The sequence below is a fragment of the Bacillus sp. NEAU-Y102 genome, assembly GCF_054788175.1.
In genome coordinates this window covers 109,247-135,141 of record NZ_JBTWFK010000012.1, presented here as the reverse complement: position 1 = coordinate 135,141, position 25,895 = coordinate 109,247, and the positions used below count along the sequence as shown (strand labels likewise).

34 protein-coding genes and 1 pseudogene are annotated in these 25,895 nt (G+C 35.5%); 17 read left to right on the top strand and 18 right to left on the bottom strand.

What is annotated here, in order from left to right; genetic code table 11:
- Positions 1-31: 31 nt before the first annotated feature.
- Together dapF and ACYFX0_RS25510 are read right to left on the bottom strand one after the other, a co-directional pair.
- Positions 32-898 (bottom strand): diaminopimelate epimerase, encoded by an 867-nt coding sequence (dapF, locus tag ACYFX0_RS25515; protein WP_000077409.1) that lies wholly within the window; start codon positions 896-898, stop codon positions 32-34.
- 238 nt (positions 899-1,136) lie between these two features.
- Positions 1,137-1,376, bottom strand: coding sequence for a YuzB family protein (locus ACYFX0_RS25510; protein ID WP_000595025.1), 240 nt, complete (start codon positions 1,374-1,376; stop codon positions 1,137-1,139).
- A gap of 352 nt (positions 1,377-1,728) precedes the next feature.
- Between ACYFX0_RS25510 and ACYFX0_RS25505 the strand changes: the two genes are divergently transcribed.
- The 4 genes from ACYFX0_RS25505 (at position 1,729) to ACYFX0_RS25490 (ending at position 4,701) form a co-directional block, all read left to right on the top strand.
- Positions 1,729-2,799, top strand: a complete 1,071-nt coding sequence (locus ACYFX0_RS25505) for an NAD(P)/FAD-dependent oxidoreductase (RefSeq protein WP_460272002.1) — start codon at positions 1,729-1,731, stop codon at positions 2,797-2,799.
- A gap of 233 nt (positions 2,800-3,032) precedes the next feature.
- Positions 3,033-3,206 carry an aspartyl-phosphate phosphatase Spo0E family protein gene (locus tag ACYFX0_RS25500; RefSeq protein ID WP_001054092.1) on the top strand — a complete coding sequence of 58 codons (174 nt, stop codon included), beginning with the start codon at positions 3,033-3,035 and terminating at the stop codon, positions 3,204-3,206.
- Positions 3,207-3,260: 54 nt separating this feature from the next.
- Positions 3,261-3,920 carry an ABC transporter ATP-binding protein gene (locus ACYFX0_RS25495; RefSeq protein ID WP_000470267.1) on the top strand — a complete coding sequence of 220 codons (660 nt, stop codon included), beginning with the start codon at positions 3,261-3,263 and terminating at the stop codon, positions 3,918-3,920.
- Entirely contained in the window at positions 3,904-4,701 is a 798-nt protein-coding gene (locus ACYFX0_RS25490) for an ABC transporter permease (RefSeq protein WP_460272001.1), read from the top strand. Before ACYFX0_RS25495 ends, ACYFX0_RS25490 begins: the two co-directional genes overlap by 17 nt.
- Positions 4,702-4,922: 221 nt before the next feature.
- On the opposite strand, the gene phnA is transcribed toward ACYFX0_RS25490, so the two are convergent.
- The 5 genes from phnA to ACYFX0_RS25465 form a co-directional block, all read right to left on the bottom strand.
- Positions 4,923-5,264, bottom strand: a complete 342-nt coding sequence (gene phnA / locus ACYFX0_RS25485) for an alkylphosphonate utilization operon protein PhnA (RefSeq protein ID WP_000212735.1) — start codon at positions 5,262-5,264, stop codon at positions 4,923-4,925.
- 159 nt (positions 5,265-5,423) lie between these two features.
- Positions 5,424-5,705, bottom strand: a complete 282-nt coding sequence (locus ACYFX0_RS25480; protein ID WP_000622255.1) for a hypothetical protein — start codon at positions 5,703-5,705, stop codon at positions 5,424-5,426.
- 70 nt (positions 5,706-5,775) lie between these two features.
- Positions 5,776-6,573, bottom strand: coding sequence for a DUF2628 domain-containing protein (locus ACYFX0_RS25475; protein WP_460272000.1), 798 nt, complete (start codon positions 6,571-6,573; stop codon positions 5,776-5,778).
- 247 nt (positions 6,574-6,820) lie between these two features.
- On the bottom strand, positions 6,821-7,150 hold the full coding sequence (locus ACYFX0_RS25470) for a hypothetical protein (protein ID WP_081144091.1): 330 nt from the start codon (positions 7,148-7,150) through the stop codon (positions 6,821-6,823).
- 36 nt (positions 7,151-7,186) lie between these two features.
- The gene (locus ACYFX0_RS25465; RefSeq protein ID WP_460271999.1) at positions 7,187-7,441 is read right to left on the bottom strand and encodes a DUF7660 family protein; all 255 of its coding nucleotides are present in this window, start codon (positions 7,439-7,441) and stop codon (positions 7,187-7,189) included.
- 89 nt (positions 7,442-7,530) lie between these two features.
- On the opposite strand from ACYFX0_RS25465, the gene ACYFX0_RS25460 reads away from it, so the two are divergent.
- Both ACYFX0_RS25460 and ACYFX0_RS25455 read left to right on the top strand, forming a co-directional pair.
- The gene (locus ACYFX0_RS25460) at positions 7,531-8,001 is read left to right on the top strand and encodes an SMI1/KNR4 family protein (protein ID WP_000843112.1); all 471 of its coding nucleotides are present in this window, start codon (positions 7,531-7,533) and stop codon (positions 7,999-8,001) included.
- Positions 7,988-8,626, top strand: a pseudogene (locus tag ACYFX0_RS25455) (DUF4304 domain-containing protein). The gene ACYFX0_RS25460 and the pseudogene ACYFX0_RS25455 overlap by 14 nt, the downstream one beginning before the upstream one ends.
- 2 nt (positions 8,627-8,628) lie before the next feature.
- On the opposite strand, the gene ACYFX0_RS25450 reads toward ACYFX0_RS25455, so the two are convergent.
- The 5 genes from ACYFX0_RS25450 to ACYFX0_RS25430 form a co-directional block, all read right to left on the bottom strand.
- The gene (locus ACYFX0_RS25450) at positions 8,629-9,432 is read right to left on the bottom strand and encodes a leucine-rich repeat domain-containing protein (protein WP_000483947.1); all 804 of its coding nucleotides are present in this window, start codon (positions 9,430-9,432) and stop codon (positions 8,629-8,631) included.
- 11 nt (positions 9,433-9,443) lie between these two features.
- Positions 9,444-10,112, bottom strand: coding sequence for a hypothetical protein (locus ACYFX0_RS25445; protein ID WP_098829147.1), 669 nt, complete (start codon positions 10,110-10,112; stop codon positions 9,444-9,446).
- A gap of 97 nt (positions 10,113-10,209) precedes the next feature.
- Positions 10,210-10,887 (bottom strand): CPBP family intramembrane glutamic endopeptidase, encoded by a 678-nt coding sequence (locus ACYFX0_RS25440; RefSeq protein ID WP_098829148.1) that lies wholly within the window; start codon positions 10,885-10,887, stop codon positions 10,210-10,212.
- A gap of 98 nt (positions 10,888-10,985) precedes the next feature.
- Positions 10,986-11,780: a nucleotidyltransferase domain-containing protein gene (locus ACYFX0_RS25435; RefSeq protein WP_142338619.1), complete on the bottom strand. Its 795-nt coding sequence runs from the start codon at positions 11,778-11,780 to the stop codon at positions 10,986-10,988.
- A gap of 52 nt (positions 11,781-11,832) precedes the next feature.
- On the bottom strand, positions 11,833-12,141 hold the full coding sequence (locus ACYFX0_RS25430; protein WP_000248589.1) for a YuzD family protein: 309 nt from the start codon (positions 12,139-12,141) through the stop codon (positions 11,833-11,835).
- Positions 12,142-12,336: 195 nt separating this feature from the next.
- Here ACYFX0_RS25430 and ACYFX0_RS25425 point away from each other — a divergent pair, with 195 nt between their 5' ends.
- Complete coding sequence (locus ACYFX0_RS25425; RefSeq protein WP_000431159.1) at positions 12,337-12,573, top strand: NifU family protein; 237 nt, start codon at positions 12,337-12,339, stop codon at positions 12,571-12,573.
- Between the two features lie 556 nt (positions 12,574-13,129).
- A complete protein-coding gene (locus tag ACYFX0_RS25420; protein ID WP_001125497.1) occupies positions 13,130-13,345 on the top strand; it encodes a hypothetical protein in 216 nt (71 codons plus the stop codon).
- 59 nt (positions 13,346-13,404) lie between these two features.
- Here the strand turns inward: ACYFX0_RS25420 and yutH are convergent, their stop codons facing one another.
- Positions 13,405-14,406, bottom strand: a complete 1,002-nt coding sequence (gene yutH / locus ACYFX0_RS25415) for a spore coat putative kinase YutH (protein WP_000614219.1) — start codon at positions 14,404-14,406, stop codon at positions 13,405-13,407.
- A gap of 120 nt (positions 14,407-14,526) precedes the next feature.
- On the opposite strand from yutH, the gene ACYFX0_RS25410 reads away from it, so the two are divergent.
- Positions 14,527-15,018 carry a phosphatidylglycerophosphatase A family protein gene (locus tag ACYFX0_RS25410; RefSeq protein WP_000665102.1) on the top strand — a complete coding sequence of 164 codons (492 nt, stop codon included), beginning with the start codon at positions 14,527-14,529 and terminating at the stop codon, positions 15,016-15,018.
- Between the two features lie 23 nt (positions 15,019-15,041).
- Here the strand turns inward: ACYFX0_RS25410 and ACYFX0_RS25405 are convergent, their stop codons facing one another.
- Positions 15,042-15,521 carry a GNAT family N-acetyltransferase gene (locus tag ACYFX0_RS25405; RefSeq protein WP_000351142.1) on the bottom strand — a complete coding sequence of 160 codons (480 nt, stop codon included), beginning with the start codon at positions 15,519-15,521 and terminating at the stop codon, positions 15,042-15,044.
- A gap of 161 nt (positions 15,522-15,682) precedes the next feature.
- Between ACYFX0_RS25405 and ACYFX0_RS25400 the strand changes: the two genes are divergently transcribed.
- The 5 genes from ACYFX0_RS25400 to ACYFX0_RS25380 all read left to right on the top strand — a co-directional run bounded on the left by ACYFX0_RS25400 (position 15,683) and on the right by ACYFX0_RS25380 (position 21,141).
- Complete coding sequence (locus tag ACYFX0_RS25400; RefSeq protein ID WP_001106085.1) at positions 15,683-16,786, top strand: HpcH/HpaI aldolase/citrate lyase family protein; 1,104 nt, start codon at positions 15,683-15,685, stop codon at positions 16,784-16,786.
- Positions 16,731-18,077, top strand: coding sequence for a phosphoribosyltransferase family protein (locus ACYFX0_RS25395; protein ID WP_000856295.1), 1,347 nt, complete (start codon positions 16,731-16,733; stop codon positions 18,075-18,077). Before ACYFX0_RS25400 ends, ACYFX0_RS25395 begins: the two co-directional genes overlap by 56 nt.
- Before the next feature lie 5 nt (positions 18,078-18,082).
- Positions 18,083-19,195, top strand: coding sequence for a cysteine protease StiP family protein (locus tag ACYFX0_RS25390; protein ID WP_000241494.1), 1,113 nt, complete (start codon positions 18,083-18,085; stop codon positions 19,193-19,195).
- On the top strand, positions 19,192-20,007 hold the full coding sequence (locus ACYFX0_RS25385) for an HAD family hydrolase (RefSeq protein WP_136983618.1): 816 nt from the start codon (positions 19,192-19,194) through the stop codon (positions 20,005-20,007). Before ACYFX0_RS25390 ends, ACYFX0_RS25385 begins: the two co-directional genes overlap by 4 nt.
- Positions 20,008-20,559: 552 nt before the next feature.
- Positions 20,560-21,141, top strand: a complete 582-nt coding sequence (locus ACYFX0_RS25380) for an NAD(P)H-dependent oxidoreductase (RefSeq protein WP_106103293.1) — start codon at positions 20,560-20,562, stop codon at positions 21,139-21,141.
- Positions 21,142-21,180: 39 nt separating this feature from the next.
- Here ACYFX0_RS25380 and ACYFX0_RS25375 read toward each other — a convergent pair whose 3' ends face one another.
- The 3 genes from ACYFX0_RS25375 to ACYFX0_RS25365 all read right to left on the bottom strand — a co-directional run bounded on the left by ACYFX0_RS25375 (position 21,181) and on the right by ACYFX0_RS25365 (position 23,208).
- Positions 21,181-21,945: a TIGR01457 family HAD-type hydrolase gene (locus ACYFX0_RS25375; RefSeq protein WP_000276470.1), complete on the bottom strand. Its 765-nt coding sequence runs from the start codon at positions 21,943-21,945 to the stop codon at positions 21,181-21,183.
- Between the two features lie 109 nt (positions 21,946-22,054).
- A complete protein-coding gene (locus ACYFX0_RS25370) occupies positions 22,055-22,687 on the bottom strand; it encodes a helix-turn-helix transcriptional regulator (protein ID WP_000503340.1) in 633 nt (210 codons plus the stop codon).
- 80 nt (positions 22,688-22,767) lie between these two features.
- The gene (locus tag ACYFX0_RS25365; RefSeq protein ID WP_000274010.1) at positions 22,768-23,208 is read right to left on the bottom strand and encodes a DUF86 domain-containing protein; all 441 of its coding nucleotides are present in this window, start codon (positions 23,206-23,208) and stop codon (positions 22,768-22,770) included.
- Between the two features lie 147 nt (positions 23,209-23,355).
- On the opposite strand from ACYFX0_RS25365, the gene glpX reads away from it, so the two are divergent.
- The 3 genes from glpX (at position 23,356) to ACYFX0_RS25350 (ending at position 25,481) form a co-directional block, all read left to right on the top strand.
- Entirely contained in the window at positions 23,356-24,327 is a 972-nt protein-coding gene (gene glpX, locus ACYFX0_RS25360) for a class II fructose-bisphosphatase (protein WP_000439090.1), read from the top strand.
- 16 nt (positions 24,328-24,343) lie between these two features.
- Positions 24,344-24,610 (top strand): DUF3055 domain-containing protein, encoded by a 267-nt coding sequence (locus ACYFX0_RS25355; protein ID WP_000392611.1) that lies wholly within the window; start codon positions 24,344-24,346, stop codon positions 24,608-24,610.
- A 373-nt stretch (positions 24,611-24,983) separates the two neighbouring features.
- Positions 24,984-25,481, top strand: a complete 498-nt coding sequence (locus tag ACYFX0_RS25350) for a cytoplasmic protein (protein ID WP_106103292.1) — start codon at positions 24,984-24,986, stop codon at positions 25,479-25,481.
- 45 nt (positions 25,482-25,526) lie between these two features.
- Here ACYFX0_RS25350 and ACYFX0_RS25345 read toward each other — a convergent pair whose 3' ends face one another.
- Entirely contained in the window at positions 25,527-25,838 is a 312-nt protein-coding gene (locus tag ACYFX0_RS25345) for a YutD family protein (RefSeq protein WP_000970507.1), read from the bottom strand.
- Positions 25,839-25,895: the final 57 nt, after the last annotated feature.

Below are 25,895 nucleotides of genomic sequence, written 5' to 3'. Positions count from 1 at the left end.
ATCCTTTCTGTTCTCATTCTATTATACATCTTTACGCTTCTATCTTGTACTCATACACTCCGCGGCAAATTACTTCCGCAGGCCCTTTCATCAACACGTTTCCTTCTTCAGTCCATGCAATCATTAAATCGCCGCCAGCTAAATGGACTGTAATTTCCTTACCACGTTCCATCTTTCCATTTAAAATAGCAGCGACAACTGCAGCGCACGCTCCTGTTCCGCAAGCTTGCGTTACACCAGATCCACGTTCCCAAACGCGGAAATTCATCTCTGCATCATTCAAAATCTCGATGAATTCAACATTTACTCGCTCTGGGAACATTTCATGTGTCTCCAGGACTGGACCAAGTGTTGTAAGAGGTGCTTGCTCTACATCATCAACAAAAATAACCGCATGCGGATTCCCCATTGAAACAGCTGTAAATGCATAGCGATGATTATTGTATAAGAAGTTTTCACGAATAAATGGTGTTTCACCTTCACCAAGCATCGGTATTTCTGCACGTGTTAAACGCGGTGCTCCCATATCGATTTTCGCTAATGTAACTTTCCCTTCTTCTACCGTTACTTCCGCTGTTACAATACCAGCTAACGTTTCAATTGTGAAAACTGTTTCTTCTACTAGTTTATGCTCATACGCATATTTCGCTACGCATCGTAAACCGTTACCACAACTCTTTCCTTCTGAACCATCATTATTAAACATGCGCATTTTCACCGGAGCTACGTCAGATGGACAAATTAAAATCATCCCATCTGCTCCAATACCAGTATTAATATTTGAAACCTTTTCCGCCACAAGAACTAGATCTTCTTCAGGAATTTGTTCTTCAAACATATTTACATATATATAACTATTGCCAAGACCATGCATTTTTGTAAAAGAAAATTGGCTCATTTATATTCACTCCAAAAATAATTTGTTATTTTAAGTATAGAATGCATGCTTTTAGAACACAATATGAATGTCCCCCGTTTCTCATATTTGACAACGTTTGGCGATGAGCCACTCTTACACACATTGTGTAAGAAAAAAGCCCTTCTAAAAAGGGCCTTTTTTTATTTATCTATAGTATTAAACTACCCTACGAAATAACATTTTATCTAATGAAAAAGGTGCTGCTGATTGCAACACCTTAAAACATTGGATTTTCATCCAAATAATCATATACATTATTGACCAGTTCTTCTACTGTAGCACCTTGTACAACTTCACCATTTACAAGTGCAAACGGTCCTTCAAAACAAATGCCACAATATCCTAAACAACCATACTCCATTACATCTAAATTCGGATCTTTTTCTAATTTCTCTAAAGCTGCTTGTGAACCACTTGCAAGGTTACCTACACAAAATTCAATTAATGGTTTAATCAAAATTCTCCCCCCTGTACTACAAAACAAATTACCTTCTGACTTCATCTATAAGAAGAAAACTAAGCTGTCTCTTGTTGTTTTCGTTATACATCCTAAACTATTTAGTTACTTCACTATTTCACTTCAAAGTAGATGGTTTTATTTTATATAACATGCTACTTGCAATAAAATAGTAACTAAAAAGGCAAAACAGTTTACTTTACTTTTCTTCTTATTGTACAACAGAGTATTCATTCATGCATTGTTATTTGTTCACAAATTCGATATAATTTGATTGAGTAAAGTCAAAATATTTTATTAATATAAAATTTTATGATTAGGGGATATTTCAACAGAAAAGGGGTAATCCATCATGAAACACCTCGTAATACTAGGTGGCGGCTACGGTGGAATGAGAATTCTACAAAGGCTACTTCCAAGCAACCAACTTCCAGATGATGTACAAGTGACATTAATCGACAAAGTACCATATCATTGCTTCAAAACTGAATATTATGCATTAGTTGCGGGTACTATTTCAGAAACACATATTCGTATACCGTTTCCCGAGCACCCACGACTCAATATTCAATACGGCACAATAACAAATATTAATCTCGAAGAAAAAGCTGTTCATCTCGATGGCGGCGAAGCGATCCAATATGATGATTTAATTATCGGTCTTGGCTGTGAGGATAAATATCATAACGTTCCTGGGGCGAAAGAATATACACATAGCCTACAATCGATTGAACAAACACGTAAGACATATGAACAATTAAATAGCCTAGAACCAAATGCAACAGTAGCTGTCGTTGGCGCTGGCTTAAGTGGTGTGGAAGTTGCCAGTGAACTTCGCGAAAGTCGTTCTGATTTAAAAATCTATTTATTTGATCGAAAAGATAGAATTTTATTCCCGTATCCAGAGAAATTAAGTAGATACGTAGAAGAATGGTTCGTAAAACATAAAGTTACTATTATAAGAAACTCTAACATTACAAAAGTGGAACCAAATATTGTGTATAACCACGATGAACCACTTGAATGTGATGCAATCGTCTGGACAGCTGGTATTCAAGCAAATGAAGTTGTTCGAAACCTTCCAGTTGAACAAGATGGTAGCGGACGGGTTGTCTTAACTAAATATCATAATATTCCAAATAACGAGCACGTGTATGTTGTAGGAGATTGCGCAGCACTTCCACACGCTCCATCTGCCCAACTTGCTGAAGGTCAAGGAGAGCAAATTGTCAAAATATTATTAAAACGTTGGAACAATGAACCACTTCCTGACGAACTACCTGTAATCAAATTAAAAGGTGTTCTCGGCTCTCTTGGTAAGAAGCATGGCTTCGGTTTACTTGCAAACCAACCATTAATGGGACGTGTACCAAGATTATTAAAATCCGGTCTACTTTGGATGTACAAATATCATAAGGGTTAATATCTTACAGGCTGTCTACTATGTAGACAGCCTCTTTGCATCAGTTTTTAAAAATTATCAGACACATCTTTCTCAATATGTATAATGATTTATTTTTCATTTTTATATTAAAAACTATTGATAAACAGTGTATGCTATTTGTAAGTTGTCTTATTATTTCCTTTAAGACCGAATTCATTCGGTCTTATTTTTTATGTGATAAATACTTTTGTAGGAGGCATTACATTCAACTTATGAACTTATCGAAACTAAACAATCGAATAGAAGCGAAAAAGAAAGAGTTAATCTATCTCGTTGAACGATACGGATTAACTCATAATAAAGTGATTTCTTTCAGCCAAGAATTAGATCGTTTACTTAACTTATTAATAAAACTCAAGATGAAGAAAAAACGTTGCTCTTTATAACCCTTATCCTCCCTTTTTTGATACGATATAAATAGAATCAGAAAGGAGCGATTTATGTTTATATTAAAAGACGTTATATATAAAGATATCCTACACATTCCTTATTTACAGATTCAAAATGAAAAAATCACTTGCATTATCGGTGAAAGTGGAAGTGGAAAAAGCACATTGCTTCGCATGTTAAACGATTTACAATCTCCAACATCCGGTACAATTGAATATAACGGAAAGTTAATTTCTGATTATCCGCCTATTCAATTACGTCGTGACGTAGTTATGCTTGGGCAAACTCCACCTATTTTTGATGGAACCGTTAAAGAAAACCTATTAACGGGACTTCGTCTTTCTGAAAAACCATTTCCAAATGATGATGCCCTGCGGAGTGCATTACAAACCGTTAGCTTAGACAAGCAATTAGAAGATAGCGCCTCCTCATTATCCGGCGGTGAAAAACAAAGACTTGCCTTTGCTCGTATTGTACTTATGGATCCGCCTGTCTATTTATTAGATGAACCCACTTCAGCACTAGACAATGATACAGAACGCCGCGTTATGAAACAATTTACTGAACTAGCACGAAAAAAGAAAAAAACAGTTATCTTCATCACACACTCGCAACAACTTCCAAAAGAAATTGCAGACGACATTATTGAAATTAGTAAAACAAACGGTGCAACTAGAAAGGAAGTGCTCTCTATTGAAGGGCGTTATTGAACTCCAAATTTGGCAACTGGCGGCTACCTATATTTTTATCCTTATCTTAATTGGACTTGTAAAATTAAAAGGAATACCTCGTGAAAAACAAATCGCGCTCGCAACATTCCGTATGACGATTCAGCTCGTACTTGTTGCATATGTCCTTACATACGTATTTGAAAACAGTAATCCATTTTATACAATTGCTCTCATTACTTCTATTACTACCTTTGCAATTTTTAATATTTATAAACGAGTTAATATCCCAATGTCTAAAGAATTAAAACGAGTAGCCGCCCTTTCCATGGTCGCTGGATCAATTGGGCCACTTCTACTATTTATCTTTGTTATTATCGGTCATGACCCTTGGTATGCTCCGCAATACATCGTCCCTATTACGGGAATGTTAGTCGGTAATGCCATGACTGGTGTTTCTCTCGGCGCAAATACGTTCTTAAACAATATGAAATCGCAAAGAGGTCAAATTGAAGGTGCACTTATGCTCGGCGCAACACCGAAAGAAGCAGCTGCTCCGCTCATTCGAGACGCTTTTGATTCTGCTATTTTACCAACAATTAATTCTATGGTCGGAATGGGAATTATAAGCTTACCAGGCATGATGACTGGTCAAATATTATCCGGTGTATCACCATTCACAGCCATTCAATATCAAATCGCTATCATACTCGGTATTTCAGGAAGTACCGCTTTCGCTGTCATTATCTTTTTACAGCTTGGATATAAAACGTTCTTTAATAAGCGATGTCAGTTGAAAGAGGTTGACTATGATGCGAAGTGAATCGTAACTTTCGCTCAGTAAATGATGCCCTGTTCTCGGTGAGTGAAATTATATCAACGATTTTTTCAATATATCTATCATAACTTGCAATATATCAACGATTTTTCAAATATATCTATCATAACTTAGAATATATCAACGATTTTGCACGAAATATCGATTTACCGACAAAAAGTGACATAATAAAAAGAGGAGGCTATTCGCCCCCTCTTTTTATTGTCTTACGCCTTCTTAACGAACTGTGATTTTAACTTCATAGCTCCGAAACCGTCGATTTTACAATCGATATCGTGATCGCCATCAACTAGACGGATACTCTTTACTTTCGTACCGATCTTCACAACTGAAGAAGTTCCTTTTACTTTTAAATCTTTAATAACAGTAACAGCGTCGCCATCTTGAAGAACGTTTCCGTTCGCATCTTTTACAACTTTTGCACCATCATTATTTTCAGCTTCTGCGTCTTGGCCCCACTCATGAGCACATTCTGGACATACGAAAAGAACGCCATCCTCATACGTATATTCTGAATTACATTTTGGACAATTTGGTAAAGTAGCCATAAATTCATTTCCTCCGTTCATTATTTATACGTAAAAATCAAAATTGATGTTTACATCTCGATAAATAAAATTTGTATAGCATTTCTTTATAGTGCCATAGTCTCACGTTATTGACAACCCTACCTCAAATTCTCATTTTTTATTGTATTTTACAAAATTTCAATTCGTATGCCTTTTTTCCATTTGCTCTTCTACTAATTTTAAAAATCTTCGTTGTGCATTTTTATTTTTTACCAGCAATCGAACTCTCAGCTTACTTTGTAAATATGAGCGAACTTTGTAGTTCGTAATAAATAACTTTCGATACTTCTCGTCTTCATACATCATTCGAAACCACTCATACTGCTGCAAGTAAAGTATGTTAGCATCAATCTTTTTCGTGTGTAAACCCGTACTTAAACTAATAGATCCTATTAGAGCTTCTATTAATGCTGAAATCATTTCTCTCTCCCCTAATAAACAAAAGAAGAATCTTCACAAGATTCTTCTTTTCAAAATGAACGAGTTCCCTCTAGAAACCCCAATTATTTTCTTCAATATAAATTTGATATTCTTCTACTTCTTCTTCACTTAACTTCTTATTATTTTCATATACCTCTTGCCACTCGAAATAATCTTCATCGAAATAAACAGCAAATTTAATTTTCACATTTTTCTTCTCTGTATAATCATAACCAGTAAACTCTACTACGTCATACTCTTTTTCTTTCTTCACAAACTTCCAAGTTGGATTATCAGTCATAATCTCTAAAGTAACCCCTTCATCACTTGAACGAACAACGTTTTTAATATTCGGCTCAGTTGGTAAAAAGGACAGCCCTAACGCAGCTAAACCAAACACAATCCCGACTATAATCTGTAAACCAATCATACCAGCTACACTAACGCCGCCCTTTGATTGTAAGAAATACGCCTTCTCATGATCAGACGCATCTTCTCCCTTACGAAAAACACGAACAGCATGCTTATAATATAAACGGTTTCCTTGCCATCCAGTAAATATCATCATTCCTAATTGAAGAGCTAAACTAAATGTTATATAAATCCCATCTGGAATATCTATAAAAGGGGGTATAACTATACTAGGTATAGCCAATAACGCAAATATAATAAATAACTTATACGTTTTACGATAAGCTAACCAAAAAGTTGGGAAGAAAAAGGCTACCCAATTCCATGTATTCCCTTGCACAGGATTTTCTACTTTACCCCACTTAAAATCATAATAAGCTGTATTTTTTTGAACAACTTTATGTAATTCTTGCTGAGAAATTGTTTCTTGTAAAACAGTGTCCTTCACGTACATCATCCTTTTCTTATTTCTATATACATTTATTGTATATGTACAAAATAAAGGAATCTAACAAAAAGTACACATATTTCATAAAAATGAACGGAAATCGAATATATTCCGACAATTATCCGTTTCTTATTTCATTTTACTTTTAAATATATTAAAATAATCATGTATCATACCTTTAATACACTAAGTTAATTATTTTATATATTCACTACATTTCCTCCCTCTTAATCACGTTGAAATACTATTTTATTGCTCACACATTCCCCTTCACTTTCTCAATAATATCTTCTATACGTTCCGCTATACATTCCAGCTCCCATTCTCCCTCACCGTGCATAGCTGTATAAACTGGACAATTCTCATCATTACTATCTACAAAAATCGGGTCTCCAAGATATGAATCTATGCCGATTACAATCCATCCTTCTTCATCAAAGCTATAACCAAGTTGCCCTTCTTCTATTTCTTCACTATTAAACAATTCTATCGTCATAGGTTCAGATTCATACTCTAGCTCAATTTCATTATCCTCAGCACGATCTACATGTGCTAAAAGTTGTTTAATTTTATTATGGTTAATCATGATATCTTCTCCATTCTATCTTTTAAAAATCTAATTTTATTCATAATGAGCTGCCGCAAGTAACACCTGGGCAATAAACTTCCATGGAATATTTTCTAGAAGCTTCTCCCCTTGATTTATATAAACGCCTTCATAATCACCTAACCAAGCACTTAATGCCTCTAAATAAGTCTCTATCTCTACATTCTCCCATTCATCTTTGTTCACTTTAAAATCCTTTTGGAGGTATACAAGAAATTTTAATAAATCTTCTTTAGAATTTACGTGATCGAGGTATTCATACACATCCATACTCCGTCCCTCCCTCTATTGCGTGTTATCTAAACTAACTATAATATATGACATAAGATTCTTAAAACTATTATTTGAGGTGACCGAATATGAAGAGTACAATTTGGGCAGAAGATGACTATTTAAAACTAGCACCCATTAACGACGAACTAATCAAAAAAGCAGAAGAGGTACTGAACGTAAAGCTTCCAGAATCATACATAAACCTTCTAAAAGAACAAAATGGGGGAACTCTTCGTCTTGATACTCACCCTACTTCAAAGCCAAATTCTTGGGCAGACGATCACGTTAATGTATCTGGTTTATATGGTATTTCTTTTGATGAAAATGAATCTAGTATTTTAGAGAGTCGCTATTTAATTCGAGAATGGGAAATGCCTGAGAATATCGTACTTTTATCTGGTGATGGACATACATGGATTGCATTAGACTATCGAAATGTAGCTGAAAATCCTCCAGTTATATTTATCGATAATGAGTTTGAGGAAATTATTGAATTAGCACCTAACTTTGAAAGTTTCTTACAAAACTTAACTACGTATGAATATGACGAGGAATAAGTCTCGCTCTAAAAAGGATCAAGATTTCATTACAAATTTACACGCCACTTTAAAACCACTCGGCTTTAAGAAAAAAAGACATACATTTTTCAAAGCTGAAAACGGATTTTATAAGCTCATTAACATACAAAAAAGCCAGTTTGGAGATGACTTCTATATAAATATAGGAGTCCACCCTATCGGTCTCCCACAGCTTATTACGGACCAATTACAATTAAAAGAAAACATTTCAATATTCGATTGCATTCTACAAACGAGAATAGAGCCTATGCATATCAAACAGAACCAGTTATTGCATAATGTTTCACATGAAACTATCGCTATTCCGAATTACCTTTCTACTATTTTCGACTGGTTTCAAACGTGAGCGTCTTATGAAAATCTAGTGGAAATGAATATACATTCCATTACTCCGGTACTAGCTGTCGTTCCAATATTACGAGAAAAAGCGTTTCTACTTCTTACTTGTTTTTCTTTCTACAAATTAAAACAGTACGAACAAGCTAATCGTTATTTACAGCAATATTTACATTGCGCTGTGCATCTGAATACCGAGGAAAAAAAGTTCGTATTCTTTCATGAAGTTGATATGTATATAAAAAAACTAGTAGAAAGTGCAATATGATTTCACATTTTGCTTTCTACTAGTGCTTTATATTCCTTTTGTAACTTTTTAAATTGTTCTTCATATTTTTGCATCTTCACAGTATCCGTTTTTGAATTAAGGACTGGCCTTCTTCTCCCAGTCACCATTATATTTTTCCCATCTATTGCATCGTTCATATATACGTAAGGTTTAAAAGACTCGCATACCGTATATGGCAATGCTACAGAAAGTTTTGCATACTCTTCCACCTTAAATTGATTAGATATGCTTAACTCTTTTAAATTTTTCAATTGCATTAACGGTTCTAATGAATCATCTTTAACCTTTAAATTCATCAAAGTAAGCTTTTGCAACTGCTGTAATTCAGCGAGTGGTTTTAAAGTTTGTACTTTCATCGCTGTATTTATCCCACCACCCATATAGAAAGTATTGAGTTGTGTGCACTTACTTAAAGCACTTAAATCTTCTAACTTAGAAAAATCATCAATTAGTAAGGATTTGAGCTTTTTATTATAATCAATATCCCATAACGTCTTCGCTTTTGTATTCCAGCACATATACAACTGTTGTAAATTAGACAATTTCTGAAGGCTACTTAAATCCTCGACCCTCATTTCGTAAACGTATAATATATCGGGACAAACATACGTAAGAATATGATCAAACTGCTTTTGATTTACTGTGAACACCCATAACTTTTTAACTTGCAAAGATGCTAGTCGTTCTATATTTTTTGTTTTCCCCTCAATCGCTACTTCTTCTAAATCACCAGCTATACTTGCTAAGTCTTTCATAATCTTGGGCTGATCACCAATCGGAAACATGTTATCCTCCTCTACAACTCCCAAGTAATATTCATTTCTTCAAATGACTCCTTACTAAATTCCAATCCTTCGCTATCTTCCGTTCCAATCATTGCTACTTCTTCTTTAGACAACTTAATTTCCTCATTTGGACTTTGGATTTTTTTCTCATACACGAGTTGTAAAAGCTCTATTTGTTCCTCTGTCAGTTCATACTCTTCTTCCAGTCTTTCTATTGCTGATTCTGTATCAAGTAATGGAATTTCTAATAAGAATCCGCCGTGCTCTTCCATCTCTTCAAATGAATCAATTGAATACGCACCGCTATCCTCAATCCAAAATGCAGTTGTAATAAAAGGAACTGTTTCGCCTTCTACTTCTTCTAATACGTATTGAAGTGCTTCTTCTTTCGCAATATCCATTACTTCCGAAGGTGCCCCTTCAAAATAATCTTTCGCATCAATCCACTCATCAATTCTCTCGCTATTCACATCTTGAAGACATACAATCGTGTAATTCGGATGAAACGTAATTGTCCCTTGTCCGCCTTGAGTATCTTGCATACTATAGTTAAATCCATCCCATGAACTTTCATGTAAGAAATCTGGACAATGCGCTACATTAATTGCATGGGCAATCGAATTTAAAACGCAGCCTTTCCATAGTTGTTCTTTATCTATATGTAATTTATATTTACTCATTATCTTCCCCCATGCACATATTTTTTTCTATTATCTTTCCTCTACACAATACTTGTAAATACTTTTCTATCTACTACAAAATAAAAAAGGCGTCTTTTTATAGTTGAAAATTCAATAATAAATAAAACGAATTATTTAATAAATGAATCCCAATTGGAACGAGTAAATTCTTCGTTTTCTTATATGTGTATGCTAAACATATACCCATACCAAAAATATATAAAAGACTACCCACTGTAAGGGGATGGCCTAAAGTAAATATAAAAGCACTTATAACGATACTAGTAAGTGTAGAAAAACGCTGAGATAATTTCTTAAAAAGTATCCCTCGAAATAAAAGTTCTTTCCAAATCGGTGCAAAAACGGTGAGTACAACTACGTATAAAATGATTTCACTTTTAGTAGGCTCTATTACTATATTAGATTCGTCCACCCCAAGCCCATGTGGTAGAACTAAATTTAATATGGCAAGATATATAAGCATTACAATCGCTGTCATTACTATCGTTACATAGTATTTAAAATTATTGAATTGTAATGATTTTATTAAATGTAAGCAGCAATTTCTTGCCGGTGCATACATTACGATAATCATACAAAACGTGAAAGGTGGAATAAGATAATCTACATACCATGGGTATAAGGAAGAATCATATAAAAGGTTCAAAAAACCAATTCCATGCATGACCCCAAAAATAATTAATAGAATGCTAATTACTTGGCGCATACTCATTTGTTCATTCTTTTCTTCATATGTAGCTAATTCTATATTCATCCTATCCCCTCCAGTATAATTAAACTTTTTAAACCATTATATACCAAATTCAACATAAAAAAAGACAATACACCCCTCTGTATTGTCCATTTTCGTCCCTACCATTTCTCTCTACACGTCTCAATTAAATGCAGTAAGTACCTCTTCGTCATATCTGCCCTTCTCCACCTTGAGAGCATTCGCTTTTCTTTTGGATTGTGCCGTATTCGCTCTACTTCTTTTAATAAAAGCTCCCATTCTTCCGCTGAACTTTCTAACAAGTATTGCAATCCTCTATCTTTTGAAACGATTGTTTTATAATCTAGTGTATATAAAATACGTCCCATCGTAACGACAGCTGATTCTACCCAATCTTCTATAAAAAATAAATATGGCTTCTTCGCCTTTTCACTCCAGTACTGTTCTACGTTATATTTCATCGTATTTACTACATCATTCCATTGTATTTGCAACGGAAGATCTTCTGCTTCTTTTCCGGTAACTGTAATGCCTTGATTTTTCAACGTCCACCATGTGACCGCATTAATGTCCCAATGACCAACATTAGCTTTACCATCTGCACAATACACATACTCGTTTATTTCATCATTGTATTTCCCTAAATCAACAAGCGGAATATACATACCGTCCATTCTTTTACCTAGCGTATTATCACTAAGTTTCTTATGTAGTTCCACAAGCTGCTGTTTTTCAGCTTCATTCACGGAATCACTTATCACTGTAACAAAATCAACATCGCTCGTTTCCTTATGAAATGCACCTAGTGCGATGGATCCGTAAATATATACCCCGACTATTTTTTCATCCAAAAAAATTTCTTTTAATTCTACTGTGTACCGCCCCATTAACTGTTGTACTTCCGTTGGTAACGCATGCTTCACTCCATTTTTCACATCTATCCCTCCAATAAAAAAAGCCTTTGCAAATTCGCAAAGACTTCTTGTTTTATAAATATTTCTCGATTTCTTCGTAAACATCCTTCAAACGAGGATTTCCTTCTCCAACAATTTCTCCATTTATAAGAACGACCGGATAAAATAAATCTTCTTCCACTACGCGCTCAGCGAATGCTTTCTTATCTTCATCTTCTTGTTCTTCTTGAAAATCAATATACTCGAAATTAAATTTATTTTCTTGTCCTTCATATTTACGACCAATTGCCGCTTGTAACCATTCAAACGTTTCTGTTGAAGATGGCATTCCGACGCAGCTCGCACAAATTACTTTCGTCCCATACACTTGCACATTAACCATTTCTTCTCCCCCACTTCTTGTTCCAACAGTATATTCAGATGTCTTATTACATAAGCACATCATTTTACAATCTTATCCCATACCCCTATACTGAAAAAACACGATACAATATTTCGACAATAAAACAAGAAGAGAAAAAATAGATTTTCCCCTCTATCTTGATTATAATAAAACTGATGAAAGGAGTCGATAAAAATGGAAAACCCACATATGCAAGAACAAGTATTAGAAGTATTAGATAAATTACGTCCATTCTTACTTCGCGATGGCGGAGACGTTGAATTAGTAGACATTGAAGAAGGTATCGTAAAACTACGCCTTATGGGTGCATGCGGAAGCTGCCCAAGTTCTACAATCACACTAAAAGCTGGTATCGAGCGCGCGTTACTTGAAGAAGTACCAGGCGTTATCGAAGTAGAACAAGTATTTTAATCTAAAAGCGGAAGCGGCTCGTTCAGAACAGGAGGTCATTGGAGCTCCTGACGAAGAGGCGCTTTTTGCCTCACAGGAAGGCGCGAAATGGCCGACTGTTCTAGCCGCTGGAGCTGGATAATTAAAAGCAGAAGCGGCTCGTTCAAAATGTGAGGAGGATGGAGCTTCTGACATAGAGGCGCTTTTTGCCTCGGCGGAAGAAGCGAAGCCACCGAACATTTTAGCCGCTGGAGCTGGATAATTAAAAGCGGAAGCGGCTCGTTCAAAATGTGAGGAGGATGGAGCTTCTGACATAGAGGCGCTTTTTGCCTCGGCGGAAGAAGCGAAGCCACCGAACATTTTAGCCGCTGGAGCTGGATAATTAAAAGCGGAAGCGGCTCGTTCAGAATCGCCTTCTAAAAGGAGACCAAATTTGGTCTCCTTTTTTTATTCAAATCACATTTATCCGTTAACATCATAAAACAAAATTGGAAATCCTTCTCAAAAAATGCGATAATTAATACTATATAGTGAATCGTTCACACATATACAGTAAGAAAACATAGGGGGATGACACATGCCAAAAATGGGGAACACTTTTTTAACAATTCAAGAACTAGAAAAGAAAAAAGAGTATTTATTAGGCCTTTCATCCGTTATACCAACATGGAATACAAGCTATCAATTTTTATTTAAAGAAATCCAGCAAGAATTATTGGGTAAAGTAAATGAAAAACTCGAAAAACATCAATTCGTTTTAAATATATGTACAGATCAACAGGTAGGGGCATAATGTATTACATAAAATTGTGGTATAAAAAAGAGACCTCCAGCGGTCTCTTTTTTATACGTTTAAGATAGCCAATCTAATTTTCTAATCCCAAGCTTATCTACTGGTAAACGAAGTGAGCCATAAAAATGCTTCATAAATTGCTCTGAGCGGTTCACATCGTGTAAAATGGCTTCTAAGCGATCTCTATATATGCTTTTTTGTTCTTCGTTTCCAGTTTGGTAATATCGTTCGACCGTTTCAAAATAGTGCAGCGGGAACAAGAGCCTTGCAAATAATAAGCGCCAGCCAAATGAGGATAGCGAATAATTACGTTCATAATCTGTAACAAATTGAATTATTGTTTGCTCCCAGTCTTTCTTTTTTTCTATCATCATATAGCGAATTAATTCTGCCATATCTCGAGTTGGGTGATCATACACCCAATCAAAAGGAAGTTTGAGCCGCTTCGTTTGATGCCATAATAAAGGTGTGAATCGTTCTTGGCAAATTGTTGCTGCATCCGTTAGTTGCGGCGTATCATCCATTTCTGTATCGACAACATATTGAATTGCATTTTCTGCAACTCCTAAGTAATACGGGAAGGATTCAATAAACAATTGATCGAATACATCTGAAGGGTGGTTCATCACTTGTGATTGCCAAAACTTTTCTAATTGGTCGAGCCTTTTTTCCCATAACGCTTTCCATTCACCAATACGGCTTAATTGCTCAATTTCTTCTGGAAAGAATGCACCTCGTTTATGGAATATAGAAAGCTCACTTCCTAATGACATAGCATGTCGTTCTAACGTGCGCATACCTTTTAATAAGCAGTAATTTTGTTCTTCTATCTCACTTACATAGTAGCCGTGTATAGTCGGAACGAAAGTCGCTACAGTTATATCCCCTTGCTGGTTCATATAATCACTGAGCTTTTTCATCTCTACAAGTACTTCTTCCTCCATTTCTCCAATTGGAACAAGTACATAAATTTTGTTGCGAATCCAAAAGCTTTTATAGGGGCCAAGGGGGATTAATTCTTTAACATGCATGTGATAATGCTCATAAATATGCTGAATCATCGCAGTCGCCACCTATGGTTTTTCTTTATATATATGAGCTTGTGCTCGCCTTTCATTCCTATGCACATGATAAAGCAACGAAACGTATACAAATACTAAAAAGAAAAAAAGGTGATAAACATGAAAGAATCAAATCAACTACAAGAAAGAGCATTACAACTATTACAAGAACGCGGTGTAACAATTGACGATATTGCTGAACTTGTTCATTTTCTTCAAAAAAAATATCATCCAAATTTAGAGATGTCAGAATGCCGTTATAATGTAGAACGTGTACTATCAAAACGTGAAGTACAAAACGCACTGATTACAGGTATCGAACTCGATGTTCTTGCTGAAAAAGGAATGCTAAGTGAGCCGTTACAAGATATCGTAAAACGTGATGAAGGCTTATACGGAATTGATGAAGTTATCGCACTTTCTATCGTGAATGTATACGGATCTATCGGTTTCACGAACTTTGGATATATCGATAAATTAAAACCTGGTATTTTAGAATACTTAAATGATAAATCAACTGGAAAAGTGCACACGTTCCTTGACGATATCGTTGGCGGAATTGCTGCCGCTGCCTCAAGCCGTTTAGCGCACCGAGCTGATCACTCGGAATAATAATGTTTTCTAGACCGTCAGTTTCATGCTGACGGTCTTTCGTATTCCATAAGCATAAATTCTCTTCCACGACTCAAAAAAATAGACCCTTGCTTAAATCCGATATTTTTATATAACGTAATCGCTCTTGTATTAAATGTTGCTACACTTAATCGAAACATCTTCGAATTAAATTCCTTAGCAGCAAACGCTATTCCAGCTTGAAAAAACATTTCTCCCATTCCCTTCCCTGTTAAATCTGGCTTCATGCCAAGTCCGATATCAATCACATCTTCTCCACCATATAAATTAGCATCTCTTCCACCTGGTACTTGTGCATTTTCTCCAAAACAAAAATAGCCGATGAACTCTTCTTGATCGTTACAACAGCCATAATAAGTTCCATCTAATAATTCTTTTATTACTTCTTTCTCGCCTGAAAAACTATATAAATTATATGGTTCCTCGTACGCCCACGTATTTATCTCATTTGCTTCTTCCTCTGTTAACTTATGTATATCCACATTCTCTTTCCCCCTATTATATTTCTATTAACAATATTCGATATTCATCTTATAATTCATCTTTCTCAATATATTTTTTTAATTTCTCGCTTCATTTTATGGAAGATTTTTCTTATTATGTTACGATTAAACAGAATCATTACAAATAAGGTGGTGACAATTTGAATTACTTTTCTTATCTCTCCTCAGAAGAACGGCAAAATTTTTTCTATAAAGAACCTCTTAGTTTTTCAAAAAATATAGGAAAAGAACAACTAGCTTACGCACTAGGCGCTACACTATATACTCCTGGCACAAAAGAAACGATTGCGGAAGATATAATTAGAAAGAAACATGTGGATGCTACCTCAATTATTCTTTGTCTAGAGGACGCTATCAGCGATGAAGAAGTAAAACTTGCAGAGCAAAACATCGTCGTTCAAATACAGCAAATAGCCAACTTAGTCAGTGCCAACATACTAAATCAAGCAGACATCCCACTTCTTTTTATTAGAGTTCGACAGCCAAGTCAAATGAAGACAATTGTTACTGAATTAGGTAGTGCTGTTCATTGTTTATGTGGTTTTGTCTTTCCAAAATTCACACCGATTAACGGAAAGACTTATATCGATCAGCTTGCATGTATAAACGAGTTATACTCATTATCGCTATATGGCATGCCGATTTTAGAATCACCAGAAATTATGTATAAGGAAACACGGGCAGAATCATTATTACAAATAAAAGATTTACTAGATTCTTATCACGATTACATCTTAAATGTACGTATTGGTGCTACTGATTTTTCAAGTATATTTAGTATTCGGCGCAATAAATACACACCTATCTATCATATTACTGTTGTCCGTGATTGTATTTCAGACATTATTAACGTTTTCTCAAGGGCAACAAATGAATATATTATTTCAGGATGTGTATGGGAATATTTTTCTAATGATCATGAAGAAGGGCTCATTCAAGAGGTATCACTTGACCATGCAAATGGCTTAATCGGAAAGACAGTTATTCACCCATCTCATATTAAAGTTGTACAGGCAATGCACATTGTCACAATGGAAGATTATTTAGATGCGAGGTCAATTTTACAAAATGCAGATACGTATAATGGAGTGCTAAAAAGCAGTTTTTCTAACAAAATGAATGAAGTAAAGCCGCATTATGGCTGGGCTCGCAAAACCATTTTAAAATCTAATATTTATGGGGTGCTACATGAAAACAAACAATTCACCGATCTCCTTATTACAAACGCAAAGCAACACGTATAACGTTTTAAATAATATACAAGTTCATGTAGAAGTACGTGATAATCCATATAACTTAGCGCTAGACAATCTTTTTCAAATGGCTGCTAGAATAAATAAGAAACGTAGTTTTTTATTTGTGAGTACAATCCTTGGAAAGCATCTTCCTATTAAACCTGCAGTCTCTCTATCAAGTGGATTTGCTCTCGCTACAAGATATATGGAAATGCTACATAATACTTCTCATCCATTTCAAAAAGAAATTTTAAATCTCATTTCATTAGAAATTCATGAAATCCCAGAGGAAGTATTTCGTTATCAATATCCTCTGCAAGAAGAAGTTTTGTTCATCGGATTCGCTGAGACAGCGACAGCACTTGGTCATTCTATGTTTCAATGCTTTCAAAATGCAAAGTATGTACATACAACTAGGGAATCGATACCCCACCTAGAATCTGTCATTACATTTGAGGAAGAACATTCTCATGCAACATCGCACCGTTGTTATGTGGATGAAAGCTTTTTTCAAAACAGCAATCCTATTGTTCTCGTAGATGATGAGATGACAACAGGAAAAACAGCATTAAATATTATTAGATCGATTCAAAATAAATTCCCACGAGAAGAATATATTATTGCTTCTTTATTAGACTGGCGTTCTCATACTAATAGAAGACAATTTAAACAATTAGAAGACGAACTTCAAATTAAGATTCATGTTATTTCTTTATTAGAAGGCAGTATTCATACAACTGGCCAACCATTGAATATTGCCAAAACAGATATTCAAATTGAAGAAACAAAACCTGATTTCAAAAAACATACCCTTACCTGCCCAAAATTACCCTATACATCAAATTATATAAAATATACTGGGCGATTTGGCATTTCAGCATATGAACAACAGCACATTCATTCTTTCGCTCAAGAAGCAGGAAAAACTTTAAAAAGAGAAAGAATTGGAAAACGAACACTCTGCCTCGGAACGGGTGAATTTATGTATATCCCAATGAAAATTGCTGCTGAAATGGGTGAAAATATTTTATATCAATCTACAACAAGAAGCCCTATCCATCCTGTTTCAAATGATGTGAACTACGCCATTCATAATCATTTCTCATATCCAAGTCCTGAAGATTCTACTATTACAAATTACTTTTATAATATTTCACCTCATGATTACGATGAAGTATTTGTTTTTATTGAACGTGATTTAGGAGAAGAAGCCCTATCTCCTCTTCTACAGCAGTTACAAACAGTTATTCCTTTTATTCATATCGTCTCATTTTCAAATAGCATAGAAAAGGAAGGTTGATAATTATGGTAAAAGTAAATTCTCACATTAGTAGTTATGATCCAAATGATGCTATTTTTCTATTAAAAGATATTAGTGATTTAATGAAAGAAAGTTCCACAGAAACTAGAGAACAAGCAATTCAAGCTGGCACACATTATTCTGAAATGTTACCAATGGAATATAAACCATCTAAAGCGTATATGGATTTATTCTTTTCTTCTCTGCAACAATACAAACACAAACTAGCCATCGCTGTTGGAGTTGTCGCCGAACAAATTATACAGACTAAAGGAACTAACCTTGTCCTCGTTTCATTAGCTCGTGCTGGTACACCTATTGGTATTCTTATAAAACGCTACATACGCTATCAATACAACCTTGATGTACCTCACTATTGTATTTCTATTGTTCGCGGACGCGGTATTGATGAAAATGCACTCCATTATATTTTGGAACATCACCCTAAAGAAACAATTCAATTCATTGATGGATGGACTGGGAAAGGTGCAATAAAAAAAGAATTAGAATATGCAGTACACACATTTAACGAACGAAATAATACACACATTTCTCATTGTATGGCTGTGCTTGCTGATCCCGGTTACTGTACTTCAATTTACGGTACACGTGAAGATTTTCTTATTCCTAGCGCTTGCTTAAATGCAACCGTCTCTGGACTCATTAGCCGCACTGTACTAAATGATACCTATATTGGTCCAAATGATTTTCATGGTGTTAAATATTATAAAGAGCTAGAACAAGAAGACTTATCAAATTTCTTCATTGATGAGGTGACAGATTTATTCCCTTCTGTTCATTCTCATATAGATAATCAATTACGTTATATTACTTCAACTTACACTGATCCCTCTTGGCAAGGATTAAAAGATATACAGTCTATCCAAAGTCACTTTGAAATTGACGATATTAACTTAATCAAACCAGGAGTCGGTGAAACAACTCGCGTATTACTCCGGAGAATACCGTGGAAAATTTTAATATGTAAGCAAAACAATCCCGATTTAAAGCATATTTTACTTCTCGCTAAAGAAAAGAATGTCCCTATTGAAATCTATGAGAATATGACTTATTCATGTTGCGGGCTCATTAAGCCTCTTAGGAGGGAAACGTTATGATTTTCGCCAGTGATCTTGATCAAACGCTTATTTATTCCCGGAAATCGTTTCGTGCCCCTATAGAAGATGAATCAATTCAACTCATTGAAACTTTAGATGGGAAAGAAATTTCTTTCATATCACATAAAACCATTTCACTACTAAAAAAATTACAACTGCACTCACATTTCATCCCAGTTACAACAAGAACTATTGAGCAGTTTCAGCGTATTACTTTATTCCAAAACGAAATCATTCCCGAATACGCCATTACAAGTAACGGCGGTAATATCCTTCATAACGGTAAACAAGATGGTACTTGGAACAGGACAGTAAAAGAAAGACTATCGGTTGAATGTATAGAGAGAAACGACATACTAAAGGAGTTTGGACAAATTGCTCATAAAGATTGGGTTATATCACAAAAAACAGCCGATGATCTATTCCATTATTGCATCATTAAACGGGAGAACATTCCTTATGATGAATTATCATCCTTCACTTCCTGGTTAGACAAACAAGGCTGGAATCATTCACTTCAAGGTAGGAAGCTATACTTTGTACCAAAACCAATTAACAAATGGGATGCCGTGCAATATATAAAAGAAATTTTGCAAATAGATACGATTATTACAGCTGGGGATTCTTTACTTGATTTATGCATGCTTGAAAAGGCGAACCATGCCTTCGCACCACTTCATGGTGAGTTAGGAGCAATGCATGATAACTTACAATCCCATATTTTAAAAACAGACGCAATCGGCATATATGCCGCAGAAGAAATCGTAAATAAATCACTTCAAATTATTCACAGTTCATTACCTACCTCATGATTAAAATATGCACAATTGCATACGCACCACAATTAAACAAATGGTACAATTTATTTGAATCGCTGTTGCTACACTTCTTGATTAAAGAAAAGGCGCTAACACGGAAATTAGCGTCTTATCAACCTCAAGCAATTGGCACATTTTGTCATCTTAAAAGACACTCGAAAGAGTGTCTTTTTTTCTATATCCCACAAGGACTTACTCATTTCAAATTATAAATACATAAAATAATGTAAATCATTACACGCATGAATCACTTTCTAAAAGTTATAAAGTAGATTCAAAATAAAAAAGCACTCTTAACTAGAGTGCTTTTTACTTTCAAACAAGGAGGCTACATATATGGATAGCACTCTCGTATTTAACTTCGGCATTGGTCTTGTCATTATTTTATTTGTCTTCTTTGTACTTTGTATGAGCGGGGTATAAAAAGGCGATTTTTGAGCGTCTTTTTATACATATGTATTACTTGACTTCCATAAAAGGAGTAACCATAATGGTTACATATATACAAATAACTATTCACATATCCACAAAATAGGAGGAAGAACAATGAAACATGTAATCGTTTATGCACACCCAAATACAGAAAGCTTCAACCATGCAATTTTAGAAACGGTAAAAAGTGAATTAGAAGAAAAAGGTCATGAAGTACGCGTTCGCGATCTATACGAATTAAACTTCAATCCAGTATTAGGCGCTTCCGATTTCATCTCATTTTCTCAAGAAAACACACCAGAAGATATTAAAGAAGAGCAAGAGCATATCTCTTGGGCTGATAGCATTACATTCATTTATCCAGTTTGGTGGGCGGGACTTCCTGCTATTTTAAAAGGATACGTTGACCGTGTATTTAGCCATGGATTCGCTTATGCTTACGGTGAAAAAGGCATTGAAAAGTTATTAAGCGGTAAAAAAGGATTGTTATTATCTACAATGGGCAATACGAAAGAAGCATACACAGCAGGCGGGATGTTTGACGCAATGAAGAAAACAACGGATGTTGGTATTTTTGAATTTACAGGAATTGAAACAATTGAGCATACATTCTATACGAGTGTCCCTTCTGTGGATGATGGTGTGCGTAAACAATATCTTGAAGAAGTTAAAGATGTTGTGAATCGTGCGTTTTAATAAAAAAAACAGGTAACCTCTTCGGTTACCTGTTTTTCATTACATCTTCTCAATCCATTCCGTCAAGTTATGCACAACTTGCGTTGGTTGTACTTCATATTCTGTTAACTTCTCCACAGTTGTGACTCCAGTGTGGACAAGAAGCGTATGCATGCCAGCATTTACTCCCGCTAAAATGTCTGTATCATAGTTATCCCCAACCATTAATGCTTCATCTTTTCCTATACCAAGAACTTTTAACGCTTGTTCCATGATGATTGATTCTGGTTTTCCGATAAAGATTGGATCCACACCTGTTGATACTGCTACAACTGATGTTAATGAACCGTTACCTGGTAATAATCCTCGCTCAGTTGGGATTGCAATGTCTCCGTTCGTGGAAATAAATGTTGCGCCGTTACGCACAGCAAGACACGCTTTTGCTAATTTTTCATATGTGATGTCACGATCTAAACCAACAACAACGAAATCAGGATTTTCATCCACAAGTTCAAATCCTTTTTCCACAAGTGCATCGTGTAAGCCTTCTTCACCAATCATATATACAGTTGCATCTTGTTTACGTTCATAAATGAAGTTCGCAGTCGCCATACTCGTTGTGAATACTTGCTCCGCTTTCGCTGGAATATCGAAACGAACAAGCTTTTCTGCCACTTGTTCTGGTTTGCGAGTTGAGTTATTCGTAACGAATAAATATGGAATGCCGCGCTCTCCTAATGCTTTGACGAAGTCGCTTGCTTCTTCAATTTGTTCTTCCCCGCGATACATCGTACCGTCTAAGTCAATTAAGTAACCTTTATACATCGATTATGTCTCTCCTTCTATGCTAACGTTCTCACCTTATCATACCACTCTTATATTACCCGCTTTTCCAAAAGAAAAAAACGCTTTACCTTAAAGCGCCCCATAACGTTCATTTTTTCTCTTTTATTTGGTAAGAACAACTACAATCGCCCTCGCACATGTTTGCTAGCGTTTTCACATCTGCGTTCGTAAATAAACGCTTATACATCTCTTTTTCATCTTTACATACTTGTGGGAATCTCTCTGCAATTTCTTTTAACGGACAGTTTTGTTTTTCAATTACGAAAGATTTCTCTCCATCTCTCTTTATTTGAACCATATAACCATTTTTCTCTTGCATAGCTGCTATCTCTTGCACTTTATATGCTAAATTCTTTTGATTACTCACTCGCTTTTGCAACTGTTCTTCCATACGCTTCGTTCTTTCTTTTAAAACATATTGAAGTATTTTTTCATCGCCCATCCGAGCTAAATCTTCTAGCATATCAATCGCAAATTGCTTATACTCTTTCGGGAATGTATCTTCTCCCTTTTCACTTAATCCATACAAATAAGTTGGTCTTCCGACATGTTGCCTTACCATCTTAGAATAAATGAGTCCATCTTTCTCAAGATTACTTAAATGTCTTCTGATTGCCATTTCTGTAATCTCTAAAACGTCAGCTAGTTCCGCTACTGTGTGCTCTCCCTTTACTTTCAACAATTGTACAATCTCGTCTTTCGTAGTACGTGCTTCCCCCATACTTCACCCTTCTCCCTTTTCTTTCTCACATACAATATAAGATCCCCAAAAGGCATTCTCTGGGGATCTTATAAGCATAATTATTCTGGTACAAATGCAGATACAGGTCCTAATTCTTTTTCTAAATAACTGCGAATATTTGCTGGGTATTTTTCTACCACTGCAATATGTTTTTGAATCGTCTTATATAATTCATCATGATTCATTTGAATATAATCTTGCGTAAGCATTTTTCGAAGAAGGATAATTTCTTTCATCCCTTGTCCATCTTCTTCACTTATCACTCGCTCATCCATTAAAATATCAATAATATCTTCATAGCTTCCTGGATCGCGCATAATAAATCCATCAATCATCGCATTTCCTACATCTAATACAGTATCAATAATAAGATGGGCTATGCGCTCTAATGCGTAAAATTCAAACTCGGTTTCATATATCTTTTTCTCTTGAAATGTACTTGTTGCTCGTTCTAAACATACTAGCATTTGTTCTATTTTCTTTCTGTCTACAAAATACATGAATGTCACCTACCTGGAAATTAAAGCATTTACATTTTAATTGTAACGCTTTCTTCTGAAAAAATCGACAATTTTTCGAATTCACCTTTTCTCCGTTATTTGTTATAGTTATATTTGTATGATTTTTGAAATTGGAGGAATGAAATCTTGGAACGTGAACTCGCACTAGAAATTGTCCGTGTAACAGAAGCAGCAGCATTAGCATCCGCACAGTGGATGGGCCGCGGAAAGAAGAACGAAGCAGATGATGCAGCAACTACAGCAATGCGTGATATGTTTGATTCAGTAAACATGGCAGGTACAGTTGTAATCGGTGAAGGAGAACTTGATGAAGCACCGATGTTGTATATTGGTGAAGAACTAGGAACAGGTAACGGTCCAGAAGTAGACATCGCCGTTGACCCATTAGAAGGTACAAACATCGTTGCAAAAGGTCTTGCAAATGCAATGGCAGTTATTGCAATCGCAGACAAAGGGAACCTTCTTCATGCTCCTGATATGTACATGGAAAAAATCGCGGTTGGTCCAAAAGCAGCTGGTAAAATTAGCTTAGATGATCCAATTGAAAAAACAATTGAAATTGTAGCAGAAGCTAACAATAAAAAGATTCGTGATCTAACAGTTATCGTTCAAGAACGTGAGCGTCATCAAGATATTATTGACCGTGTTCGTGCAAAAGGTGCACGCGTAAAATTATTTGGTGACGGTGATGTTGGTGCGTCAATCGCAACAGCACTACCTGGAACGGGTATCGACTTATTCGTAGGTATTGGCGGAGCTCCAGAAGGTGTTATTTCTGCAGCAGCATTAAAGTGCCTTGAAGGTGAAATGCAAGCTCGCTTAGTTCCAATGAACGAAGAAGAAGAAGCTCGTTGTCGTGAAATGGGATTAGAAGATCCTCGTCAACTTCTTATGTTAGACGATTTAGTATCTGGTGATGATGCAATCTTCTCAGCAACAGGTGTATCTGCTGGTGAGTTATTAGACGGCGTGAAATTCCTAGGCGGAGATTTAGCTGAAACATACTCTATCGTAATGCGTTACAAAACAAGAACAGTACGATTCATTAAAACGCATCACCATTTAGATCATAAACCACACTTAAACTTAGATATTTAATAAAGGAGCCATGTGTATGGAAGAACGTTTCTTTCTGTACGACGACACTGTCGCTACAAAAACTCGTTTCGTTAGCTTTATGGGAGAAAATGAGCGTCATGATTTAGCGCTTTTATACTCCGATCGTCATTACGGTAAAACAATTGTACTTGATATGCAAAGTAATAAATTTGCAATTATCGGTGCTGACGATTTAAACGAACCAGGCTACTTAGAGCACGCATTTTCTATGACTGAAGAAATTGCAGAAGAATTACGCTCATTTTTATTTGAACTTATATAATTTATCGTATGCACCAGCTATTTTAGCTGGTGTTTTTTCGCCTTTATTATTTTGAATTTTCAGTATTATATGTTATAATGAAGAATAAATCTATTTGGATAGAAAGGACGTTATCTACGTATGCCAACATTTACTTTGTAATGGACCAGCAATTGGATAGCATTACTCTCAAAAAAGCACCACGCTTTTTCAAGGGAGTAGTCTGCCCATTCCCATTACAAAGGAACGTATTGCATCTGTAGTATGATGTTTACGGAGGTTCCTCTTTGGGGAACCTCCTTTTATTTTTGTCTTTTTCTCATGTCTTCATACTACAAGACATCCAAATAGCTGTATTACGTTTCTTTGCCACTACTATAAGAGGTGAAGGAAAATGCAGAAAGTACAACTTTCTTGGAGTTTATATGAAAATCAGCAACACACAATCGAAAAATATTGTAAAAATTGCGGACGTACTACCCTATTTACTGATACGAATATTCGTAGGCATAACGCCAATGGAAAAAACATATACCGCTTTGCTATTTATAAATGTCCGAAAGATCATACGTGGAATCAAAAACTGCGTATTTATAAATCATTTACTGATCACGTTGAAACGATCGATATGACCCAGCAAGATCAAGCCGAAACAACTACTACTATTCCCATTATGCAACATAAAGAAAACGGCATAGCCGAAATCACGCTTGTATTAGACCTCATTTTCGGTTCCCACCGCATCGATAAAGCCTTATCCACATATATTTCTGACTGGAGCCGTACACTCATTGTGGATAAAATTAAAAATGGGGATATTCAATTGAACGGACAACAAATGAAGCCAAATACAATACTTTCTGAAGGCGATTATATCTCGATTTGTTTATAAGCGAGCATATGCAAAAAATCCTCTTACAATTGTAAGAGGATTTTTTTATTTCTTCGCTTTTCTTAATACGAAGTGTGCACAACCGAAGTTACAGTACTCGTATAAATACTCCGTTAACGTACTAATTTTCGTATCATATGTCGCACGTTGGTTACTATCATCAAAGAATCCGCGCAATCTAAGTTGCTCATATCCCCAGTCCCCAACGATATAATCATATTTATTTAAAATTTCTGCATAGCGCTCTTTAAATGCTTCTTCACTAAAACCGTCACGAAAGTTTTTAATTACTTCGTACTGAACATTATTAATGCTCACCGTAGCATGAATCTCTTGCTCTTGCTTTTGCTCCATCATTAACTTCCTCTCTAAGCATTCTTCTTTTTATCGTATCACAAAGCATACCAACCAACA

What these genes read in the sequence shown, in the direction of transcription:
- ACYFX0_RS25410 (WP_000665102.1), top strand. Translation starts at nt 14,527, where the DNA reads ATGAAAGAATCAAATCAACTACAAGAAAGAGCATTACAACTATTACAA.
- phnA (WP_000212735.1), bottom strand. Translation starts at nt 5,264, where the DNA reads ATGGCTACTTTACCAAATTGTCCAAAATGTAATTCAGAATATACGTAT.
- ACYFX0_RS25480 (WP_000622255.1), bottom strand. Translation starts at nt 5,705, where the DNA reads ATGATTTCAGCATTAATAGAAGCTCTAATAGGATCTATTAGTTTAAGT.
- ACYFX0_RS25395 (WP_000856295.1), top strand. Translation starts at nt 16,731, where the DNA reads ATGAAAACAAACAATTCACCGATCTCCTTATTACAAACGCAAAGCAAC.
- ACYFX0_RS25465 (WP_460271999.1), bottom strand. Translation starts at nt 7,441, where the DNA reads ATGGATGTGTATGAATACCTCGATCACGTAAATTCTAAAGAAGATTTA.
- ACYFX0_RS25425 (WP_000431159.1), top strand. Translation starts at nt 12,337, where the DNA reads ATGGAAAACCCACATATGCAAGAACAAGTATTAGAAGTATTAGATAAA.
- ACYFX0_RS25445 (WP_098829147.1), bottom strand. Translation starts at nt 10,112, where the DNA reads ATGAGTAAATATAAATTACATATAGATAAAGAACAACTATGGAAAGGC.
- ACYFX0_RS25375 (WP_000276470.1), bottom strand. Translation starts at nt 21,945, where the DNA reads ATGTATAAAGGTTACTTAATTGACTTAGACGGTACGATGTATCGCGGG.
- ACYFX0_RS25505 (WP_460272002.1), top strand. Translation starts at nt 1,729, where the DNA reads ATGAAACACCTCGTAATACTAGGTGGCGGCTACGGTGGAATGAGAATT.
- ACYFX0_RS25380 (WP_106103293.1), top strand. Translation starts at nt 20,560, where the DNA reads ATGAAACATGTAATCGTTTATGCACACCCAAATACAGAAAGCTTCAAC.
- ACYFX0_RS25370 (WP_000503340.1), bottom strand. Translation starts at nt 22,687, where the DNA reads ATGGGGGAAGCACGTACTACGAAAGACGAGATTGTACAATTGTTGAAA.
- ACYFX0_RS25440 (WP_098829148.1), bottom strand. Translation starts at nt 10,887, where the DNA reads ATGAATATAGAATTAGCTACATATGAAGAAAAGAATGAACAAATGAGT.
- ACYFX0_RS25390 (WP_000241494.1), top strand. Translation starts at nt 18,083, where the DNA reads ATGGTAAAAGTAAATTCTCACATTAGTAGTTATGATCCAAATGATGCT.
- ACYFX0_RS25470 (WP_081144091.1), bottom strand. Translation starts at nt 7,150, where the DNA reads ATGATTAACCATAATAAAATTAAACAACTTTTAGCACATGTAGATCGT.
- dapF (WP_000077409.1), bottom strand. Translation starts at nt 898, where the DNA reads ATGAGCCAATTTTCTTTTACAAAAATGCATGGTCTTGGCAATAGTTAT.
- ACYFX0_RS25495 (WP_000470267.1), top strand. Translation starts at nt 3,261, where the DNA reads ATGTTTATATTAAAAGACGTTATATATAAAGATATCCTACACATTCCT.
- ACYFX0_RS25475 (WP_460272000.1), bottom strand. Translation starts at nt 6,573, where the DNA reads ATGATGTACGTGAAGGACACTGTTTTACAAGAAACAATTTCTCAGCAA.
- ACYFX0_RS25365 (WP_000274010.1), bottom strand. Translation starts at nt 23,208, where the DNA reads ATGTATTTTGTAGACAGAAAGAAAATAGAACAAATGCTAGTATGTTTA.
- ACYFX0_RS25450 (WP_000483947.1), bottom strand. Translation starts at nt 9,432, where the DNA reads ATGTTTCCGATTGGTGATCAGCCCAAGATTATGAAAGACTTAGCAAGT.
- ACYFX0_RS25420 (WP_001125497.1), top strand. Translation starts at nt 13,130, where the DNA reads ATGCCAAAAATGGGGAACACTTTTTTAACAATTCAAGAACTAGAAAAG.
- ACYFX0_RS25460 (WP_000843112.1), top strand. Translation starts at nt 7,531, where the DNA reads ATGAAGAGTACAATTTGGGCAGAAGATGACTATTTAAAACTAGCACCC.
- ACYFX0_RS25500 (WP_001054092.1), top strand. Translation starts at nt 3,033, where the DNA reads ATGAACTTATCGAAACTAAACAATCGAATAGAAGCGAAAAAGAAAGAG.
- ACYFX0_RS25345 (WP_000970507.1), bottom strand. Translation starts at nt 25,838, where the DNA reads ATGATGGAGCAAAAGCAAGAGCAAGAGATTCATGCTACGGTGAGCATT.
- ACYFX0_RS25430 (WP_000248589.1), bottom strand. Translation starts at nt 12,141, where the DNA reads ATGGTTAATGTGCAAGTGTATGGGACGAAAGTAATTTGTGCGAGCTGC.
- ACYFX0_RS25385 (WP_136983618.1), top strand. Translation starts at nt 19,192, where the DNA reads ATGATTTTCGCCAGTGATCTTGATCAAACGCTTATTTATTCCCGGAAA.
- ACYFX0_RS25355 (WP_000392611.1), top strand. Translation starts at nt 24,344, where the DNA reads ATGGAAGAACGTTTCTTTCTGTACGACGACACTGTCGCTACAAAAACT.
- yutH (WP_000614219.1), bottom strand. Translation starts at nt 14,406, where the DNA reads ATGATTCAGCATATTTATGAGCATTATCACATGCATGTTAAAGAATTA.
- ACYFX0_RS25350 (WP_106103292.1), top strand. Translation starts at nt 24,984, where the DNA reads ATGCAGAAAGTACAACTTTCTTGGAGTTTATATGAAAATCAGCAACAC.